14 protein-coding genes and 1 pseudogene are annotated in these 18,244 nt (G+C 71.7%); 7 read left to right on the forward strand and 8 right to left on the reverse strand.

The features are described from left to right. Positions 1 to 67 precede the first annotated feature (67 nt). Complete coding sequence (locus Raf01_RS51225) at positions 68 to 487, reverse strand: SEC-C metal-binding domain-containing protein (RefSeq protein WP_444544539.1); 420 nt, start codon at positions 485 to 487, stop codon at positions 68 to 70. Continuing rightward, positions 460 to 2,929: pseudogene (secA, locus tag Raf01_RS00800) on the reverse strand (preprotein translocase subunit SecA); the annotation flags it as partial. The pseudogene secA and the gene Raf01_RS51225, both read right to left, overlap by 28 nt. A 214-nt stretch (positions 2,930 to 3,143) precedes the next feature. Here secA and Raf01_RS00805 point away from each other — a divergent pair. Further along, positions 3,144 to 4,268 (forward strand): GNAT family N-acetyltransferase, encoded by a 1,125-nt coding sequence (locus Raf01_RS00805; protein ID WP_239133270.1) that lies wholly within the window; start codon positions 3,144 to 3,146, stop codon positions 4,266 to 4,268. Between the two features lie 239 nt (positions 4,269 to 4,507). After that, on the forward strand, positions 4,508 to 5,620 hold the full coding sequence (locus tag Raf01_RS00810) for a GNAT family N-acetyltransferase (RefSeq protein ID WP_203915719.1): 1,113 nt from the start codon (positions 4,508 to 4,510) through the stop codon (positions 5,618 to 5,620). Here the strand turns inward: Raf01_RS00810 and cax are convergent. The 6 genes from cax to mtrA form a co-directional block, all read right to left on the reverse strand. Next, entirely contained in the window at positions 5,617 to 6,792 is a 1,176-nt protein-coding gene (gene cax / locus Raf01_RS00815) for a calcium/proton exchanger (RefSeq protein WP_239133271.1), read from the reverse strand. The two genes, Raf01_RS00810 and cax, sit on opposite strands and share 4 nt — an antisense overlap. Before the next feature lie 228 nt (positions 6,793 to 7,020). Then, a complete protein-coding gene (gene hpf, locus Raf01_RS00820) occupies positions 7,021 to 7,638 on the reverse strand; it encodes a ribosome hibernation-promoting factor, HPF/YfiA family (protein ID WP_203915720.1) in 618 nt (205 codons plus the stop codon). Positions 7,639 to 7,872: 234 nt separating this feature from the next. Continuing rightward, on the reverse strand, positions 7,873 to 8,613 hold the full coding sequence (locus Raf01_RS00825) for a ComF family protein (protein ID WP_203915721.1): 741 nt from the start codon (positions 8,611 to 8,613) through the stop codon (positions 7,873 to 7,875). 9 nt (positions 8,614 to 8,622) lie between these two features. Next, positions 8,623 to 10,500, reverse strand: coding sequence for an LpqB family beta-propeller domain-containing protein (locus Raf01_RS00830; RefSeq protein ID WP_203915722.1), 1,878 nt, complete (start codon positions 10,498 to 10,500; stop codon positions 8,623 to 8,625). Continuing rightward, a complete protein-coding gene (mtrB, locus tag Raf01_RS00835) occupies positions 10,493 to 12,454 on the reverse strand; it encodes an MtrAB system histidine kinase MtrB (protein WP_373319421.1) in 1,962 nt (653 codons plus the stop codon). The genes Raf01_RS00830 and mtrB overlap by 8 nt, the downstream gene beginning before the upstream one ends. 59 nt (positions 12,455 to 12,513) lie before the next feature. After that, entirely contained in the window at positions 12,514 to 13,203 is a 690-nt protein-coding gene (mtrA, locus tag Raf01_RS00840) for an MtrAB system response regulator MtrA (RefSeq protein ID WP_203915723.1), read from the reverse strand. Between the two features lie 408 nt (positions 13,204 to 13,611). Here mtrA and Raf01_RS00845 point away from each other — a divergent pair, with 408 nt between their 5' ends. The 5 genes from Raf01_RS00845 to Raf01_RS00865 form a co-directional block, all read left to right on the forward strand. Continuing rightward, positions 13,612 to 14,583: a hypothetical protein gene (locus tag Raf01_RS00845; protein WP_203915724.1), complete on the forward strand. Its 972-nt coding sequence runs from the start codon at positions 13,612 to 13,614 to the stop codon at positions 14,581 to 14,583. Further along, positions 14,580 to 15,224 carry a DUF4129 domain-containing protein gene (locus Raf01_RS00850; protein ID WP_203915725.1) on the forward strand — a complete coding sequence of 215 codons (645 nt, stop codon included), beginning with the start codon at positions 14,580 to 14,582 and terminating at the stop codon, positions 15,222 to 15,224. Before Raf01_RS00845 ends, Raf01_RS00850 begins: the two co-directional genes overlap by 4 nt. Next, positions 15,221 to 16,606: a DUF4350 domain-containing protein gene (locus Raf01_RS00855; RefSeq protein WP_203915726.1), complete on the forward strand. Its 1,386-nt coding sequence runs from the start codon at positions 15,221 to 15,223 to the stop codon at positions 16,604 to 16,606. The genes Raf01_RS00850 and Raf01_RS00855 overlap by 4 nt, the downstream gene beginning before the upstream one ends. Further along, complete coding sequence (locus Raf01_RS00860; protein WP_203915727.1) at positions 16,603 to 17,595, forward strand: AAA family ATPase; 993 nt, start codon at positions 16,603 to 16,605, stop codon at positions 17,593 to 17,595. The genes Raf01_RS00855 and Raf01_RS00860 overlap by 4 nt, the downstream gene beginning before the upstream one ends. Further along, the coding region (locus tag Raf01_RS00865; RefSeq protein ID WP_203915728.1) for a DUF58 domain-containing protein at positions 17,592 to 18,244 on the forward strand (653 nt) is incomplete at its 3' end. The genes Raf01_RS00860 and Raf01_RS00865, both read left to right, overlap by 4 nt.

Below are 18,244 nucleotides of genomic sequence, written 5' to 3' on the forward strand. Positions count from 1 at the left end.
AAGACCCTCGAAGACGGCGACGGCCGGCGAACCCAAGGGTCCGCCGGCCGTCGCCGGTCGTTCCTGGTCAGACGGCAGGGGCGCCGTGGCAGCGCTTGTACTTCTTGCCCGAGCCGCAGGGGCAGGGCGCGTTACGCGACGGGCTGGTTCCGACCGCCTGCCCGGCGGACGCCTGGCGTCCCCCGGTCGCGGTGGTCGAGGACGGGCCGGGCCGGCGCGCCGGCGGCTGGTTGCCGCCCTCGCCGATACCGAGCGCGGGCGCGTCCTCGAAGGCCGCGGTACCCCGGCCGGCCTCGCCGTCGACCGCGGGCGCCGAGTACTGGAGAGCCCGCGGAGTGTTCCGCTGACCGCCCAGCCCCTTGGCCCTGATCTCGACCTGCCCCTCGGAGCCCGGCAGCGGGACGGCCGGCCCCGGCTGCCCGCCGGTCGTGTCGTCGACCGGCGCCGGCGCCTGCTGCTGTTCAACCTGGACGTCCAGGTTGAACAGGAAGCCGACAGCCTCCTCCTTGATGCCGTCGAGCATCTGGTTGAACATGTCGAAGCCCTCGCGCTGGTACTCGACCAGCGGGTCGCGCTGCGCGTAGGCCCGCAGGCCGACACCTTCCTGGAGGTAGTCCATCTCGTAGAGGTGCTCGCGCCACTTGCGGTCGATGACCGCGAGCAGGACCTGACGCTCCAGCTCCCGCATCGCCTCAGAGCCCAGCTCCTCCTCGCGGTGGACGTACGACTCCTGAGCGTCCTCGATCATCCGAGCCTGGAGGAACTCCGAGTCGAGCTGGTCGCGCTCGGCGTTCGTCTCCTCCTCGATGTCCTCGACGGTTACCCCGACCGGGTAGAGCTGCTTGAGGCTGGACCACAGCTGGTCGAGGTCCCAGTCCTCCGCGTACCCCTCGCTGGTGGCGCCGGCGACGTACGCCCGCACCACATCGTCGATCATGTTGGTGACCTGATCGTGGAGGTCTTCGCCGTCGAGCACCCGCTTACGCTCGGTGTAGATCACCGTGCGCTGCCGGTTGAGTACCTCGTCGTACTTCAGGACGTTCTTCCGGATCTCCGCGTTCTGCGCCTCGATCTGGGTCTGCGCGCTCTTGATCTGCTTCGAGACCATCTTGGACTCGATCGGCACATCCTCGGGGATGTTGAAGCGCTCCATGACCGCCTCGACCGCACCGGCACGGAACCGGCGCATCAGGTCGTCCTGGAGGGACAGGTAGAACCGCGACTCGCCCGGGTCACCCTGCCGGCCGGAGCGTCCACGCAACTGGTTGTCGATGCGCCGGGACTCGTGCCGCTCTGTCCCCAGCACGTAGAGCCCGCCCGCGTCGACGACCTCCTCGGCCTCCTCGCTGCACAGCTTCTCCCACTTGGCCAGCGCGTCGGTCCACGCCGAGGCGAATTCCTCCGGGTTTTCCTCCTGGTCCACGCCCCGCTGGCGCAGCTCGGACGCGGCCAGGAACTCCGCGTTGCCGCCGAGCAGGATGTCGGTGCCTCGACCGGCCATGTTGGTGGACACGGTGACCGCGCCCTTCCGGCCGGCCTGCGCGATGATCTCCGCCTCCTTGGCGTGGAACTTCGCGTTCAGCACGTTGTGTGGGATGCCGCGCCGGCGCAGCATCTGGGAGAGCACCTCGGAGTTTTCCACGGACACCGTGCCGACCAGCACCGGCTGGCCCTGCGCGTGCCGCTCGGCGATGTCCTCGACGACCGCGCCGAACTTCGCCTTCTCGGTCTTGTAGATCACGTCCGGGCGGTCGGCGCGGATCATCGGCCGGTGGGTCGGGATCGGCACCACGCCGACGTCGTAGACCTTGTTGAACTCGGCCGCCTCGGTCTGGGCGGTACCGGTCATGCCGGCCAGCTTGCTGTACAGCCGGAAGTAGTTCTGCAGGGTGATCGTCGCGAGGGTCTGGTTCTCCTGCTTGATCTCCACGCGCTCCTTGGCCTCGATGGCCTGGTGCATGCCCTCGTTGTACCGGCGGCCGTGCAGGATGCGACCGGTGAACTCGTCGACGATCAGCACTTCGCCTTCGTCGCTGACGATGTAGTCCTTGTCGCGCTTGTACAGTTCCTTGGCCTTGATCGCGTTGTTCAGGAAGCCGACCAGCGGGGTGTTCACCGACTCGTACAGGTTGTCGATGCCCAGCCGGTCCTCGACCTTCGCCACGCCGGCCTCGGTGACCGCGATCGTGCGCTTGGACTCGTCGACCTCGTAGTCGCCCTCACCCTCGGTGCCCCGGTTCATCCGGCCGACCACCTGGGCGAACTCCTGGTACCACCGGGCCGACTGCTCGGCCGGGCCGGAAATGATCAACGGAGTCCTGGCCTCGTCGATCAGGATCGAGTCGACCTCGTCCACCATCGCGAAGTTGTGCCCTCGCTGCACCAGGTCCTCGGCGGACAGGCTCATGTTGTCGCGCAGGTAGTCGAAGCCGAACTCGTTGTTCGTGCCGTAGGTGACGTCCTGGGCGTAGGCCGCCTGGTGCTCGGCGCTCGGCTGGTTGGGCAGGATCACGCCCACCGTCAGCCCGAGGAACCGGTGCACCTGGCCCATCCACTCGGCGTCGCGCTGTGCGAGGTAGTCGTTCGTCGTGACGACGTGCACGCCTTCGCCGGACAACGCGTTGAGATAGACCGGGAAGACCGAGGTCAGGGTCTTGCCCTCACCCGTCTTCATCTCGGCGATGTTGCCGAAGTGCAGCGCGGCGGCGCCCATGATCTGGACGTCGTACGCCCGCTGGCCGAGCACCCGGCTGGCCGCTTCCCGGGCCGTCGCGAACGCCTCAGGCAGCAGGTCGTCCAGGGACTCGCCATCCTTGTACCGCTGCTTGTACTGGTCCGTCAGCTCACGCAACTCCTCGTCGGTGAGATCGACGTAGTTGTCCTCAATCGAGTTCACGGCGTTGGCGATGGCCGCCAGGCGGCGCACCATCCGCCCCTCGCCGGCGCGGAGGATCTTCTCGAAGAACGCCACGGATTCCGCTCCCTAGACAGTCTGCCGAACCATCGTAGGCGGACAGAGGGCCGAACTGTCAGCCGCGCTGGGACCCGGAGCCGCGATCGTGACTAAACGGACCCTCAATTTTGCGTTGATCATGAAATTCGGACCGTAGCACGGTTCGCGTTCTGTCCGTAACCTCATGATCGTGCCGAGCCCGTTGATGGAGATCCTCGCCGGGAACGTGCTGATCCGGCCCTGGCAGCCGGCCGATGCCGGCCCGGTGTACCGCGCCTGCCAGGATTCCGATATTCAGCGATGGACTCGAATGCCCAGTCCGTACCTGCTCCGCCACGCCACCAGCTTCGTTACCGAATTGTCGCCAAAGGCGTGGACCGAGGGAACCGGCGCCCCGCTGGGCGTTTTCGACGCGAAGTCCGGCGAACTGCTCGGATCCTGCGGGCTGACCGAGATCCGCGACGGTACCGGCGAGATCGGGTACTGGACGGCACCGTGGGCGCGGGGCCGGGGGGTGGCCGCGACCGCGCTCCGGGCGGTGGCGGCTTTCGCGTTCGAGCGGGCCGGCGTCCACCGGATCGGCTGGCGCGCCCTGGTCGGCAACCACACGTCCCGGCTGGTCGCGCTGCGCGCCGGGGTACGGGTACACGGCCGCACTCGGATCGTCGAGGGGCCCGGGTGGGCGGACGTCTGGTGGGGCACCCTGATGCCGGGCGAGGTCACCCCGCAGACCCCGGCCGCGTACGCGCCCGGATCGCTGGCCGCGCGGCGGGCCGCCGTGTTCTCCCGGCCCCAGCCACGCCTGCCGGGCCTGGTGCCGCTGCGCGCGGCGGACATCGACCTGATCACGGCGGCGTGCCGGGACCAGGAGTCGGCACGCTGGACGACGGTTCCGGTGCCGTACGTCCGCGCCGACGCGGAGTTCTACACGCTGCGACACGCGCCGCTGACCTGGGCCGCCGGGGAGGGGGCGGTGTACCAGATGGTGGACGCGCGCAACGAGTACGTCGGCACGATCGACCTGCGCCTGACCGCCGGCGACGAGGCCGCCGCCGAGGTCGGTTTCCTGGTCGCCCCGTGGGCCCGGGGGCGCGGGCACGCGACCCGGACGCTGAAGTCGCTGTGCGCCTGGGGCTTCGAGGCGCTCGGCCTGACCCGGATCGTCTGGCGCGCGCACGTCGGCAACGAGGCGTCGCGCCGGGTCGCGGAGAAGGCCGGCTTCAGCGTGGAAGGGGTGCAGCGGGCGGGCTGCGCCCAGCGCGGCGAGCGCCGCGACGCGTGGGTCGGCGCGCTGCTGTCCACCGATCCGGCCTGACCCACCGTGCCCGACCACCATCGCCGCCCGGCCAGGGTAGCCGCCCGCGACCGCGGCTCGGACCGACGGTACCGACGCCGATCGCACCGGCGAGGCGGGCAGTACCCGTACGATCACACAGCGGCGTGCCCCCACGGCCCGGCCCGGTCGGATGAGCCGGTGCCGCCCCGGTTTCCCGGCGGCGGACAGCCGGGGCGGGCGGATCGGGCACGGGTCGCCGGAGGCGGGAAGGAGCGGGCATGAGTCGGCCGATCGGAGAAGACGACGGGGTCGTCCTGCGCGCGCCCCGACCGGCCGACCGGGACCGCCTGCACGCCGGCGTGGACCCGCTGGTCACCCGGTACGTCCCGGCGGTACCCGACCCGTGCACCCCGCGGGACGTCCAGCGGTGGATCGACCGGGTACGCGTCGGCGCCCCCGACCGGGTCGACTACGTGATCGCCGACCCCCGTACCGATGAGGTGCTGGGTGCCGCCGGCCTGCACCACCTGCGCTGGGAGGAGGGCTCCGGCGAGGTCGGGTACTGGGTGGCGCCCTGGGCCCGGGCACGGGGCGTCGCGACCGCCACCGCCATCGCGCTGACGAAGTGGGGCGCGGCCCGCGGCCTGACCCGCGTGGAACTGCTCACCCATCCGGAGAACTGGCCCAGCCAGCGGGTCGCGATCAACGCCGGTTACCGGCGGGAGGGGCTGCGCCGGGGCGGTGGCATCAACCGGGACGGCAGCCGGTACGACCTGATCGTGTGGGCCCGGCTGCGCACCGACCCGGAGGGGCCCAGCCTGCGGACCCTGCCCGACCTGCCGTCCGGCGAGCTGACCGACGGCGTGGTCTCACTCCGTCCACTGTGGATTCAAGACGCGCCGAACGTGTTCGCCCTGCGCAGCCTGCCCGACGTGGTGGCGACCACGGTCTCGTCCCAGTTGCCGAGGATGGACCAGATCGAGCGCCGCTGCGCCGAGGCGCCGGCCGAGTGGCTGGCCGGCACCGCTGCCGACCTGACGATCCGGGACGCGGCCAGCGGCGCGTTCGCCGGGGAGATCACGCTGCGCTACGCCGAGCCGGTGACCGGCCAGGCCATGATCGGATACAGTCTGCTGCCGCCGTGGCGCGGGCGCGGTTTCGCGTCCCGGGCCGCCGGGCTGGTCGCCGCGTGGGCGTTCGAGGCGGTGGGCGTCACCCGCCTGATCGCCGGCGCCGCGCCGGGCAACACCCGGTCTCAGCGGGTACTGCAACGGGCCGGGTTCCGCCGCGAGGGGTACGAGCACTCCCGGCTGCCGGGTCCGGCCGGTACCCGGGTCGACACCATCCTGTACGCGCTGCTCCCCGAGGACATCGCTCAACAGGCGGGCTAGCCCCACCAGAACACCGCCGCGATGATCACGTAGAGACCCATCAGGATCGCGCCCTCCAGCCAGTTCGACTCGCCGTCGAAGACGATCAGAGTGACCAGCACGACGGTCACCACCACCGCGGCGACCAGCATCGGCGCGAACACCAGGGTCAGCGTGGTGGCGGTGGTCAGGCTCAGCAGTACGAGCGCGGGTGCGAGCAGCAACGCGACCTGGAGCGGGCTGTTCACGATGACGGACAGCGCGTAGTCCGTCTGGTTGCGGAAGGCCAACTGGATGCCGACCACGTTCTCGATGGCGTTGCCGGCGATCGCCACCACCACCAGACCGGCGAACGCCTGGGAGAGATGCAGGCTGGTGATCGCGGGCTGGAGCGCGTTGACGAACCAGTCGGAGACCATCGCGGACGCCACGGCCGCCGCCGCGAGCATGCCCACCGCGAGCCAGACCGGCCACCGGGGCGGCTCGGCCGAGTTCGTCGCGCCCTTGGTGCCCTGCGCTCTCGCGGACCCGGCGGCCTTGGCTGACGCGGCGGCCTTGGCTGACGCGGCGCCGCTGTCCTGACGAGCCAGCGAGGCGGGCAGCGACAGCACGAACACGATCAGCAGGACCACCGCCACCGTGTCGGACAGCACCCGCACGTGCGACGCCGCCGGGCTGTGGGTGAGCTGGGCCATGCTGGGCAGCACCAGCGCGGCCGTGGCCAGCACCAGCAGGACGGAGGTCTGCCTGGCGCGGGCCCGTTCGAACTTCTGGGGGCCGTTCTTGAGCCCGCCGACCACGAACGCGGCGCCGAGCACCAGGAGCAGATTGGCCAGCATCGAGCCGATGATCGCCGACTGGACGACCAGCCGGAGGCCCGCCCGCAGCGCGAAGAACGAGATGAACAGCTCGGGCAGGTTGCCCAGCGCGCCCTGCAACACGCCGGTGGCGCCCGGCCCGAACCGGTCGCCGAGCTGCTCGACGCTGCGCGCCACGAGGGCGGCCAGCAGCGCGACCGCGATGCCCGAGCAGGCGAACGCGAGGACCTGGTTGGCGTGCGCGTACCGGGTGACGCCGGCCGCCACGATCCCGGCCGCGGCTCCCATGAGGATCACCAGATCCGAGCGGATCAGGGTCCTTCCGTCCGCCGGCCGATGGTCCGTCGATGAAACGTCGGTCTGCGCGTCAGGCACTCAGGGATCATCGCAGAGCCGGACAAGCCGCACCGGACCGCCGCACCGGCGACCCGGGTGAGGACGGCGGCGCCGGGCCGCACCGGCAACCGGAGCGGCGGCACCGGACTCGGGCGGCGCCCGACCCAGGTGGCGCCGGGCCGTGCCGCGGGGCCTGTCGCTCCGGCTCGCCTCCCGGGACGGGGTACCCACCCGTCCCGGGAATGGCGCGAACGCCTCGGCGGCCGATCAGGCAGCCAGCGAGATCACTCCGTAGTCGTAGGCTCGTCGCCGGTACACCACGCACGGGCGGCCGGACTCCTTGTCGAGGTACAGGAAGAAGTTGTGCCCGACCATCTCCATCTGGAACAGGGCTTCATCGACCGTCATCGGGATCGCCCGGTGCTCCTTCTCGCGCGCGATGTGCCACGGACGGTCCTCGTCGAGCTCGATGGGCTCGAGAACGGCGGTAGCGGTCTGCCCGGCGATCGGCTGGGCGGACAGCTCGGGTAGCGGCAGGCCCGAGGTCGCGGCGGCGACAGAGACCGGCGCGTGACGACCACGGTGCACCCGGCGCCGGTCGGCGGCGCGGCGCAGCCTTGCCTCGAGTTTCGCGGTGGCCTGATCCAGAGCGGAGTAGAAGTCGGCGGCACACGCCTCGGCCCGGACTGTCGGGCCCCGGGAGATGCACGTGACCTGCACCCGCTGGCAGTGGTCAGACTGGCGAGGATTGCGTTCGTGGGAGAGTTCGACCTCTACCCGAATGATCTTCTGGTCGTAACGCTCGACTTTGTGCAGCTTGTCGGCCACATGCTGCCGGTAGTGGTCCGGCACTTCCACGTTGCGGCCTTTGACGACGATTTCCACAGGTGCGACCTCCCCCAAGGTCCTTGTCCTGGACGCCACCGCTGCCCCCTGCCCGGTGGCGAATTGACGTGACTCGGCCCAGTGGCGGACCGGGTGACTAACTCCTCCTTCGATCGCTGCCAGTCCCCGATGAGGTCCGACGCTAACCCTTGTTCGCTCGGACGTCACCCCTTGTTTTCAACAACGGTTTGGAGTATTTCGCCCGCAGTTCGGGCAGTAGGGGATCTATGAAAATCACCCGGACGGCGTACGCGAACCGGCCCGTCTACGGGTCGCCGCCAACACCACCGCCAGCGGTACCGGAACACCCGAGGCACGCAGCCGGCCGGCGACCGCGGCCAGGGTGGCGCCGGTGGTGAGGATGTCGTCGAGCGCCACGACCACGGCGCCCCGCGCCGCCACCTCCGCCATCCGGGCGAGTTCACGCGTGCGGGGCGCGAAAGCCCCCGCCGCGGCATCGGCACGGCCGGCCCGGTCGAGGTGGGCCGAGTCGGCGCGCGGCCGGGCGGACAGCGGGGTCGCCAGGCCGGCCGGCCAGCCGGCGGCGTTGAGCCGTACCGCCGCCCGCCGGGCGAGCCGCAGCATGTGGTCGCCGTACCGGTCCCGAGCGGCGGCCGCGGTGTCCGGCACCGGTACCAGCAGCAGCGGGGTACCGGCGGGCGGTCCGGCCAGCCGTACCCCGGCGGCGACCGCCGACGCGAGCAGGTCGCCCAGCGTCCGCGCCAGCGTGTGCCGGCCCCGCTCCTTGTACGCCAGAAGCACCTCGCGCAGCGCTCCCTCGTACCCGCCCAGAGCCACGCAGCCGGGCAGCCCGGGTGGGGCCGGAGTCGGCCGTACCGGATGGGCCCGCAGACCCCGCAGCAGCCGGGTGCAGTTCGCGCACAGCGCGCCCGGTCCACCGGCTCCGCAGCCGGCGCAGGTGCCCGGGAGTACCAGATCGGCCAACCCGGTCCACGTCTGCCCCAGCCACGTCACCGGCGGCCCCTAGTCCAGATAGAACGGGTTGCTCGGCGCCGGCTCGGTGGCCGGCGCGTGGCCGGCGGACGCGGTCGGTGACGGGGAACCGCCCGGGTTCTTCAGCTTCATCGGATCGAAGTGGCTGGACGAGACGTAGTAGGCGATGTTGTGGTCCGTCTGCACCATCGCGCGGGGCACATTGCTGTCCGTCGACGGCAGCCGGGGCAGTGCCACAACCTGAGTGATCTTGTATGAGAAGGCGACCGGCCACGTCTCCGCGACGGCGCCGTCGATGGTCGCCTGAGCCAGCTGGTAGTTGGCCGTCGTCCCCCGGCCGGCGATCAGCACCCGGTCGAGCCGGGACCATGCGATCCCGGTCAGCCCGCTCAACCCGGACGCGATGTACCGGGGCGGCCCGGCCGAGATGTCCTGCCCATCGACCCGCAGCGCGCAGACCCAGGCCGAGCCGCCGGCGATCACCGCTATCCGGTGGCCGTCCGGCGCGACCGAGAAGGCGGTCACCGGTGACTCGATGACGGAAACCTCGGTCTTCTTGCCCTGGAGATCCACCCGGTACAGCCGGCCGTCCACGGCGACCATGACCACCGGATCGTCGGCGGGCAGGAAGACCGGCCGGGTCCAGGCGGTTCCCTCGAGTTCGGACCTGACGAACACCGGCTCGGTGTTGTCGCGGTAGACGCCGCCGACGTACAGGTGGTTGTCGGTCTTGACCAGGGCGGCGTACGGGTGGTCGCCGCTGAGCGCCGCGTACCGCACGTTCCGGTTGTCGCGGTTCACGTTGGTCAGCGCCTGTGGCAGCTGGTCCGGGTCGGTGACCTCACGGACCACCCCGCCGACCACGCAGTATGCGGTCTCGTCGCCCTTGCGGTACGGCTCGTCGGCGAGGTTCGACTTGAGGTACATGTCGCTCGACCCGTCGGCCTTGACGTTCTGCGAATTCTCCTGCAGCCGTACCGGGCCCTCGTAGAACGTGGGCCGCAGCGACCAGCGCAACTGGTCCATCACCTGCTGAGAAGTGAGGCCCTGCGGTGCGGCGGACAGGTTGATCAGAAGACCGTTGGAATCCGGTGCCACCAGGCTCGGCCCGAGCAGGCTGATCCCGGCGTAGAGATTGTTGGCGACCGCGTTCCCCAGCAGGTTGGACGGCCCACCGAGTATCCAGTTGACGATCTCGGTGCGTTGGCTCTCCCGGGTGAGCCCCACCATGGGTACGTAGCGCAGGTCCGGCACCAGGCCCTTGCGGGCGTTGTCGGTGGACCAGAAGTAGACCAACTGCGGTTGGTACCACTGGCCGTCGAGGCCGCCGCTGTCCAGCAGCATGCCGGTGAGCGGGAACGCGTTCGCGGTCCGCGGCGCGATCTCATCGATCAGGTACGAGCCCGGCGCCTGCTCGTTCAGCACCACGGTGAACCGCAACCCGACCGTCGGCGGCGGCATCGGGATCGAGCTGGGATCGACGAACCCGCTGCTCAGCTGGCCAACCGGCTGGAGTGTCACGTCGACGAAGGTCTCACCGGCCAGACCGGCGCTGGACGTCGGGCCGTCGACGACGCGGACCACGGTGACCTGGCTGGCGGAGGGCCAGGTCCGCTGGGCCTTGGCGGTCAGGAACGCCTTCGCCCGGGCATTCGCCTTGCCGAAATCGGTCTCCACATCGAGCTTCCCGGCCACGGCGCCGAGGAAGTTCTTCACCAGGGCACCCGGGTCGGTGGCGTCCTCGGCCACCGGCGCCTTGAGGTCGCTGCCGCTTCCTCCCGGGCCGGCCGTCGGCGCCGGCCCGTCGACGATCGGGCGGCCACCCGAGGGCAGCCCGCACGCCGCCGGTACCGCGAGCGCCGCGCCGCCCAGCGCGATCACCCGCAGCACCTGGCGACGGTCAACCACGGTGGCTCCCCCGGGCGAGTCCGGCGCGGTCGCCCGGGTCATGCTCGTGTCGACCGGTCTGGCCCGGCGCGTCTGGCACCGCGCGACGACCGGGACCAGTCGCCGGCACCCCATCCGCCGAGCCGTCGGCGGCATCGCGCGGCCCGGGATCGCCCGCGGGGGCGCTCGCCGCCGGATCGATCACCAGGTAGGCGCCCGCCAGGTAGTTGATCGCGAAGTCGCTCGGCAGGTAGCCGCCGGCCGGGTGGTTGGTCGTCGAGTGATCGGTCGGGGTGGGGTCGGCGGGCGCGGGCAGGACGACGCTCGGCACGACCGCGGGCGACGGGTGCTGGGCCGCCGGGCCCGCGGTCAGCGCGAGCCGGCCCCGGATCGAATCGGCGTCCGGCGGAACCAGCCGGAGCGGCGAGGACGTCAGCCGGTCGCCGGCGCGCAGCGGGAGGGTCAACCGGAACTGGGCGCCCTGGCCCGGCGCGCCCCACGCCTCCAACCAGCCGCCGTGCAGCCGGGCATCCTCCAGCGCGATGGACAACCCCAGCCCGGTGCCGCCGGTCTGCCGTGCCCGGGACGGGTCGGCCCGCCAGAACCGGTTGAAGACCAGCTTCTCGTCGCCCTTGTTCAGCCCGATGCCGTGGTCCCGCACGGTGATCGCGACCGCGACCTCGTCGGCGTGCAGGGTCACCACGACCGGGCGCGCCTCGGCGTGCTCGACGGCGTTGCCGACCAGGTTGCGCAGGATCCGCTCGACTCGGCGCGGGTCCACCTCGGCGATCACCGGCGCCGCCGGTACGTTCAGATCGATCCGTACCCCGCAGCGCTCGGCCAGCGAGCTCAGCCGTTCGCTGACCGACTCCACGATCGGCGCCACGTCGGTCGGCTCGGCGTCGAGCACCGCGAACCCGGCGTCGAACCGGCTGATCTCCAGCAGGTCCGTGAGCAACTCCTCGAACCGGTCCAGCTCGGCGTGCAACAGTTCGGCGCTGCGGGCCATCGCCGGATCGAACTCGTCGCGCTCCGCGTAGATCAGATCGGCCGCCATCCGTACCGTGGTCAGCGGCGTACGCAGCTCGTGTGACACGTCCGAGGTGAACCGGCGCTGGAGCCGGGACATCTCCTCCAGCCGGATGATCTGCCGTTGCAGGTTCTCCGCCATCTGGTTGAAGGACGCGGCCAGCAGTGCCAGATCGTCCTCGCCGCGCACCTCCATCCGCTGGTCGAGAAGGCCGGCGGACAGCCGCTGCGCGGTGCGGGCCGCGGTGCGCACCGGCTGGACGACCAGCCGGGTGGTGAGCGCGGCGAGCACGGCCAGCAGCACGACGAGCGCGACCCCGGTCGCGACGACCGTGGTGCGCACCAGGTCGGCGGCCTGCTGCTCGGTGTTGAGCGGGAAGAAGTAGTAGAGCTCGAAGTGGTCGTTGGAGACGGTCACCGGGCTGCCGTACACCAGGTACGGCTCGTCGCCGTTGCCCAGGTCGGCGGTCACGAACTGGTGCGCCACCACGTCGGCGCCTCCGGTGCGCCCGCCGCCGACGTACGCCTGCAGCTGACGGGGGATCGCGTCGACGACCAGCGCGTTGTTCCCCGAGGTCTGCGGGGGTTGCGGGGCTCCGTCATCGGAGAGGATCGCCACGGTGGCGCCCTCGGTGTTGGCCGTCAGCCGGGTGAGCACGCCGGGGATCGAGGTCCGCACATCCAGCGGATCCTTGATCGCGTCCAGCTGCTCCCCCATCGTCTTGGCACCCTGGCTCACCTGGTCGCGAGCGCTGGTCACCTTGGCGTCGACCAGACCCTCGGTGATCATCGAGGCGACCAGCACGCCGAACGCGCCGACCAGCACGCCGGAGACCAGCAGGGTGATCACGACCATGCGCAGCTGGAGCGACCGCCGCCAGGCACGGCGACCGGACACCCAGGCGACGATCACGCGCTCGCCGACGGTGCGCCGCAGCGCCCGCACCACGGGACGGTGGCGCAGGTACCGGTATTGAGCGAGGAGCCAGGTACTCACGGTTGGGCCTACCCGGTGCCGGCCTTGTAGCCGACGCCACGCACGGTCAGGATGATCTCGGGGCGCTCCGGGTCCGGTTCGATCTTGGCGCGCAGCCGCTGGACGTGCACGTTCACGAGGCGGGTGTCGGCGGCGTGCCGGTACCCCCAGACCTGCTCCAGCAGGACCTCACGGGTGAACACCTGGCGCGGCTTCCGGGCCAGCGCCACCAGCAGGTCGAACTCCAGCGGAGTCAGCTTGACCTCGTCGCCGTCCCGGCTCACGGTGTGCGCCGGGACGTCGATGGTGATCTGGTTGCCGTTCGGACCGATGGTCAGCAGCTCCGGCGTCACGTCTTCGCCGCGGCGCAGCCTGGCCCGCATCCGGGCGACCAGTTCCTTCGGCTTGAACGGCTTGACGACGTAGTCGTCCGCGCCGGACTCCAGCCCGAGCACCACGTCGACCGTGTCGCTCTTCGCGGTGAGCATCACGATCGGGATGCCGGATTCGGACCGGATGGCTCGACAGACGTCGATTCCGCTCATGCCGGGCAGCATGAGGTCGAGTAGCACGATATCGGGTCGTGCCTCCCGGAACGCGCCCAGCGCGCGTTCACCGTCCGCCACGAACGAGGGCAGAAATCCCTCACTGCGTAGCACGATGCCGAGCATCTCGGCGAGGGCGGGGTCATCGTCGACCACCAGGACCCGAGCTCTCATGCGCCCAATATTCCATCTTCATGACCGAATCCGGGAACCCGACTTTCGGAACCGGATAAATTCGGGCTAAAACCCCAGCTAGGGTCGCACGTCCCAGAACACGCGCTCCCATCGGAGGCCCCGAGGTTGACGGGGGCTTCAATAATGCCTCGTCATCGCCCAGATCGAAATCCGGCGCCCGGGCGGGGTGTCCGGCCCACTCGGCCCCCTTCGCCGGGCCGCGTGGTCCCCGCCTCCACGCCCGCCCTCGCCCGCGGACGATCCGCCCTCCGCAGGCGCCGCCGGAGGACCCGGGCAAGCCCAGGATGTGACTGCGCGGCGGACAGCACGGCACGCTCGGACGTGCCAGGATGAGACCGCTGGCGACGGGAACGGCGCGAGCCGGCGAGTCTCAAGGAGGACAACGGCATGGGTGGGGCCAGCGCCGAACGCCTGCCGCTGCGCCCACAGACTCTCGGCGAACTTCTCGACGCGGCCACCAACCTGTTGCGGCGCAACGCCCTGCTGCTGATCGGCACGGCCCTCGGACTCGCCGCGGCCGAGCAGGCCGCGCTCTACCCGCTGCGCCGGGCGGCCGGGGTCGCGCCGCCCTGGTATCTCCCGCAGTCCACCGACCACGCGGCGCAGTACTGGGGGCTGCTCGCGACCGGATTCGGCACCGAGACCGTGATCATCGTGCTGCTCGGCGGGCTGGCCGCCCAGGCGTCGGTCGCCGACCTGGTCGGCGCGCCCGCGCCCAAGCGCCCGTTCGGACCGGGTAGCCGACCGGGCGCGCTGGGGATACTCGCGCTGGTGCTCGGTGTGGGCGCCGCGATCGGCGCGGCCGCCGGGCTGGTGCCCGGGATCTTCTGGTACCTGCTGGCCGGCCTGTCCGCTCCGGTGCTCATCATCGACCGGCGGCCGGCACGCCGTACCGCTCCGGCCGGGCCCCACCTCCCCGGCCCGCACGCCCCCGGCCCGCCTTCCAGCGGGACGGCGCCAACCGGACAGCCGGAATCTCCCTGGCCGACCGGACCCTTCCTGGCGATCGGACCGTTCCCGGCGATCGCACGGTCGGTGGCCCTGGTCACCCGCGGCGGCTGGCGCCCGGCCGGCATCCGGCTGCTCGGCTACCTGGCCTGGTGGGTCATCCGGCTGGGGCTCGGTGCCGGCAGCATCGCCCTGCTGCGGATCGTGGTCGACCAGGACAGCCCCTGGCTCTGGCTGGCCGCGACGCTGGCCTGGGGAATCGTCAACTCCATCGCATACCCGGCGCTGGCCTGCCTCGACGCGGTCGTCCACGTGGAGAACCGGATGCGGGTGGAAGGGCTGGACCTCGCGCTGTCCCGGGCCCTGCGCCGCGACCGGCCCACCGAACCAGCACTGGCGGTGCCCCGGTGAGCCGGTGGTGGACCGAACGGGTCGCCGGTCTCGGCGATTACCTTCCGCTGGGCCTGGCCGCCCTGCTGCTGTTCGTCCTCGCCGGGCTGTGCGCGGCGGCACTCTACTGGTGGCCCTCCTGGCTGCCGTGGCGCTGGTGGCCCCGCGCACGGACCGGGGAGGGGCGGCGCGGCATCCGCTGGCGATGGCCGCGGCTGCGTTGGCCCTGGCGCCGGTTCCGGCTGCGCTGGCCGTGGCGCCGGCGCCGCGCCGAACAGGAGCCGGCGGACGAGCCGACCATCGTGGCCGGTGACGAACTGCCCGACCTGCCGACGGAGGCGTTCGTGTCGCTGGCCGACCGGCTGGCCGCCCAGGGCCGGTTCGGCGAAGCGGTCCGGGAACGGCTGCGCGGGATCGTCCGGGAACTCGTGGACCACCAGGTGGTCCAGAGCCGTCCGGGGTGGACGGTGACCGAGCTGGCCGCCGCGGCGGGCACCGCCTGGCCGCCGGTGGGGGCGCCGCTCGACGCCGCGTCCCGGACCTTCTCCGACATCTGGTACGGGCAGCGCCCGGCGACCGCGGTCCATGATGGACAGATGCGCGGGTACGCGGACCAGGTGCACGCGGCGCTCGCGTCGACGATGGCGGGAGCCCATCGGTGAGCACGACCGATCAGGCGACCAATCAGGCGAGCGAGCCGGCGACCGCCACCGCACCGGCGGTCCCCACCCAGGCCGGACCCGCCCCCGCGGCTGCCGCGCCCCCGGCCGGTCCTCGGCGACGGCGCTGGCTGCGGGTGGCCGTACCGTTCGCGGTGGCTGTGCTGGTGCTCATCGTCACCGTCGTCACGCACGCCATCGAGCAACCCGATCCGTCGGCGTTGACCCCGGTCGACAGCGGCTCGGACGGCGGTTCCCGCCTGGCTCAGCTGCTGGCCGACAAGGGCATCGGGATCGAGACGGTGCACCGGAGCCCGGACGCCCTGACCTCCGCCCTCCGGGGCAACGCGACGCTGTTCGTACCCGCCCCCGCCCTGATGAACCCGGCGTACGTGCGGGTACTCGAGCTGCTGCCCGAGACCACCCGGGTCGTCCTGCTCGCTCCGAGCGCGTACATGCTGGCGAGCGGGCACATCCCGGTGGGCGGCGCGAGTACCCGCTGGGCGACCAAGGCGGTCGAGCCCGGCTGCGCGATGCCCGAGGCGCAAGAGGCCGGCGAGGCAGCGGTCTACCACGTCCGCTACCAGCCCTCACCCGACGAGACGTACCTGCGGTGCTACCAGGACGCGCTGCTCAGCCTCCGGCTGGGCCGGCCCGAGGTGATTCTCGTCGGGGCCAGCGACCCGTTCCGCAACGACCGGATCGACGAGTACGGCAACGCCGCGCTCGCCACCGGACTGCTCTCCCGCTACCCCCGGGTGGTCTGGCTCGACCTCCACGGCAACGAACCGCCGCCCAACGGGAGCGGCGGCGGCACCGGCTCGTTCGGCGGGTCGGGCGGTTCCGGGTCGTCGGGCGGCTCGAACGGGGGCAACGGTCAGGGGGGCGGCGGCGGTTCCGGAGGCGGGTCGAGCCACAACTCCTCCAGCGGCGACTCGCCGCCGCTGCCGATACCGCCCCAGTTCTGGGCCGTACTGGCTCTGCTGGTCGCGGCCATGCTCGCGATCGCCCTGGCCAAGGCGCGCCGGCTCGGGCCACCCGTCGCCGAGCCGCTGCCGGTGACCGTGCGCGGGCTGGAGACCGTCGCCGGCCGGGGGCGGCTGTACCAGCGGGCGAAGGCCCGGGGCTGGGCGCTCCACATCCTGCGCACCGCGGCGATTCGCCGCCTGGTGGCGGCCCTCGACCTCGGGCCGGATCCGGCTCCGGCTCCGGCAACCGTCGTGGAGGCGCTCGCGCACCGCACCGGCCGACCGACCGACGAGATAGACGCGATCCTGTACGGCCCTGAGCCGGCCACCGACGCCGAGCTGCTCAGCGCGACAAACGAGCTGGATGCCCTCATGCACCAGGCGTTTCCCGATATTGCGAAAGGAGAGTCCGGATGACCGAAGCCGTCGCCGCCCCGCCGGCCGTCGCCGATGACGCAACGCGGGCACGGGAGGCGCTGGTCCGGCTGCGCACCGAGGTCGCCAAGGTGGTCGTCGGCCAGGACGCCGTCGTCACCGGCCTGGTCATCGCACTGCTCTGCCGGGGACACGTGCTGCTCGAAGGCGTACCCGGCGTGGCAAAGACGCTGATGATCCGCGCGCTGGGTGCGGCACTCAACCTGTCCTCGAAGCGGCTGCAGTTCACGCCCGACCTGATGCCCGGCGATGTCACCGGTTCGCTGGTCTTCGACGCGCGCACCGCCGTCTTCGAGTTCCGCGAGGGGCCGGTGTTCACCAACCTGCTCCTCGCCGACGAGATCAACCGCACCCCGCCAAAGACCCAGGCCGCGTTGCTTGAGGTCATGGAGGAGCGGCAGGTCTCGGTCGACGGTGCCGCGCGCCCGCTGCCGGAGCCGTTCATCGTCGCCGCGACGCAGAACCCGATCGAGTACGAGGGCACGTACCCGCTGCCCGAGGCACAGCTCGACCGGTTCCTGCTGAAGCTGTCCGTACCGTTGCCGACCCGCGAGGAGGAACTCGGCGTGCTGCGGGCGCACCACGCCGGATTCGATCCCCGCAACCTCGCGGCGGCCGGGGTGCGGCCGGTGGCCGGCGCGGCCGACCTGGCCGCGGGCCGGGCCGCGGTGCAGCGGGTCGGGGTGGCCGACGGCGTGCTCGCCTACATCGTCGACCTCTGCAGAGCCACCCGGGTGTCGCCGTCCTTGGAACTGGGTGCCTCTCCCCGGGGCGCCACCGCTCTGCTCGGCGCCGCGAAGGCATGGGCCTGGCTGCTCGGCCGTGACTACGTGACGCCGGACGACGTCAAGGCGCTGGCCCGGCCGACCCTGCGGCACCGGGTACGGCTGCGGCCGGAGGCCCAACTCGAGGACGTCACCGCCGACGCGGTGCTGGACTCGGTCCTGGCCACCGTGCCGACGCCCCGATGATCACCTGGCGGCCGGCCGCCCTGCTCGCCGCCGGTGCCGTCCTGGTGCCGTTCCTGCCGGCTGTCCGGCTCGCCGCGGTGATCTTCATCGGCCTTGTGGTCGTAGTGTCCATTGTGGACATACTGGCGGCCGCCGCCCTGACCGACGCGCGGCTGCGTCGAGAGGGCGACCGGCAGGTACGGCTGGGCGAATCCGCCCAGGTGACTCTGATCGTGAGCAACGAGGGGCAGCGGTTGCTGCGAGCCGAGGTACGGGATGCCTGGGTACCGTCGGCCGGGCAGGTCGGACCGTACGCGCACCGGATCGTCCTGGCGCCGGGCTCCTCGACGCGGATCGTCACGCGGCTGCACCCGACCCGCCGGGGCGACCGGCCGGCGGTACGGGTCTCGGTCCGCTCGTACGGGCCGCTCGGCCTCGGGTACCGGCAGCACTCGGTACGCCGGGCGGACGAGGCAACTCCACAGTGGACGGTACGGGTGCTGCCGCCCTTCACGTCGCGCCGGTTCCTGCCGGAGAAGATGGCCCGGCTGCGCATGATCGACGGCATCGTGGTGACCCGGGGACGGGGCCAGGGTACGGAGTTCGACACGCTGCGCGAGTACGTGCTGGGGGACGATGTCCGCTCCGTCGACTGGCGGGCCAGCGCCCG

Origin of the sequence: Rugosimonospora africana (assembly GCF_016862975.1) — a bacterium.
Lineage (GTDB): Bacteria > Actinomycetota > Actinomycetes > Mycobacteriales > Micromonosporaceae > Rugosimonospora > Rugosimonospora africana.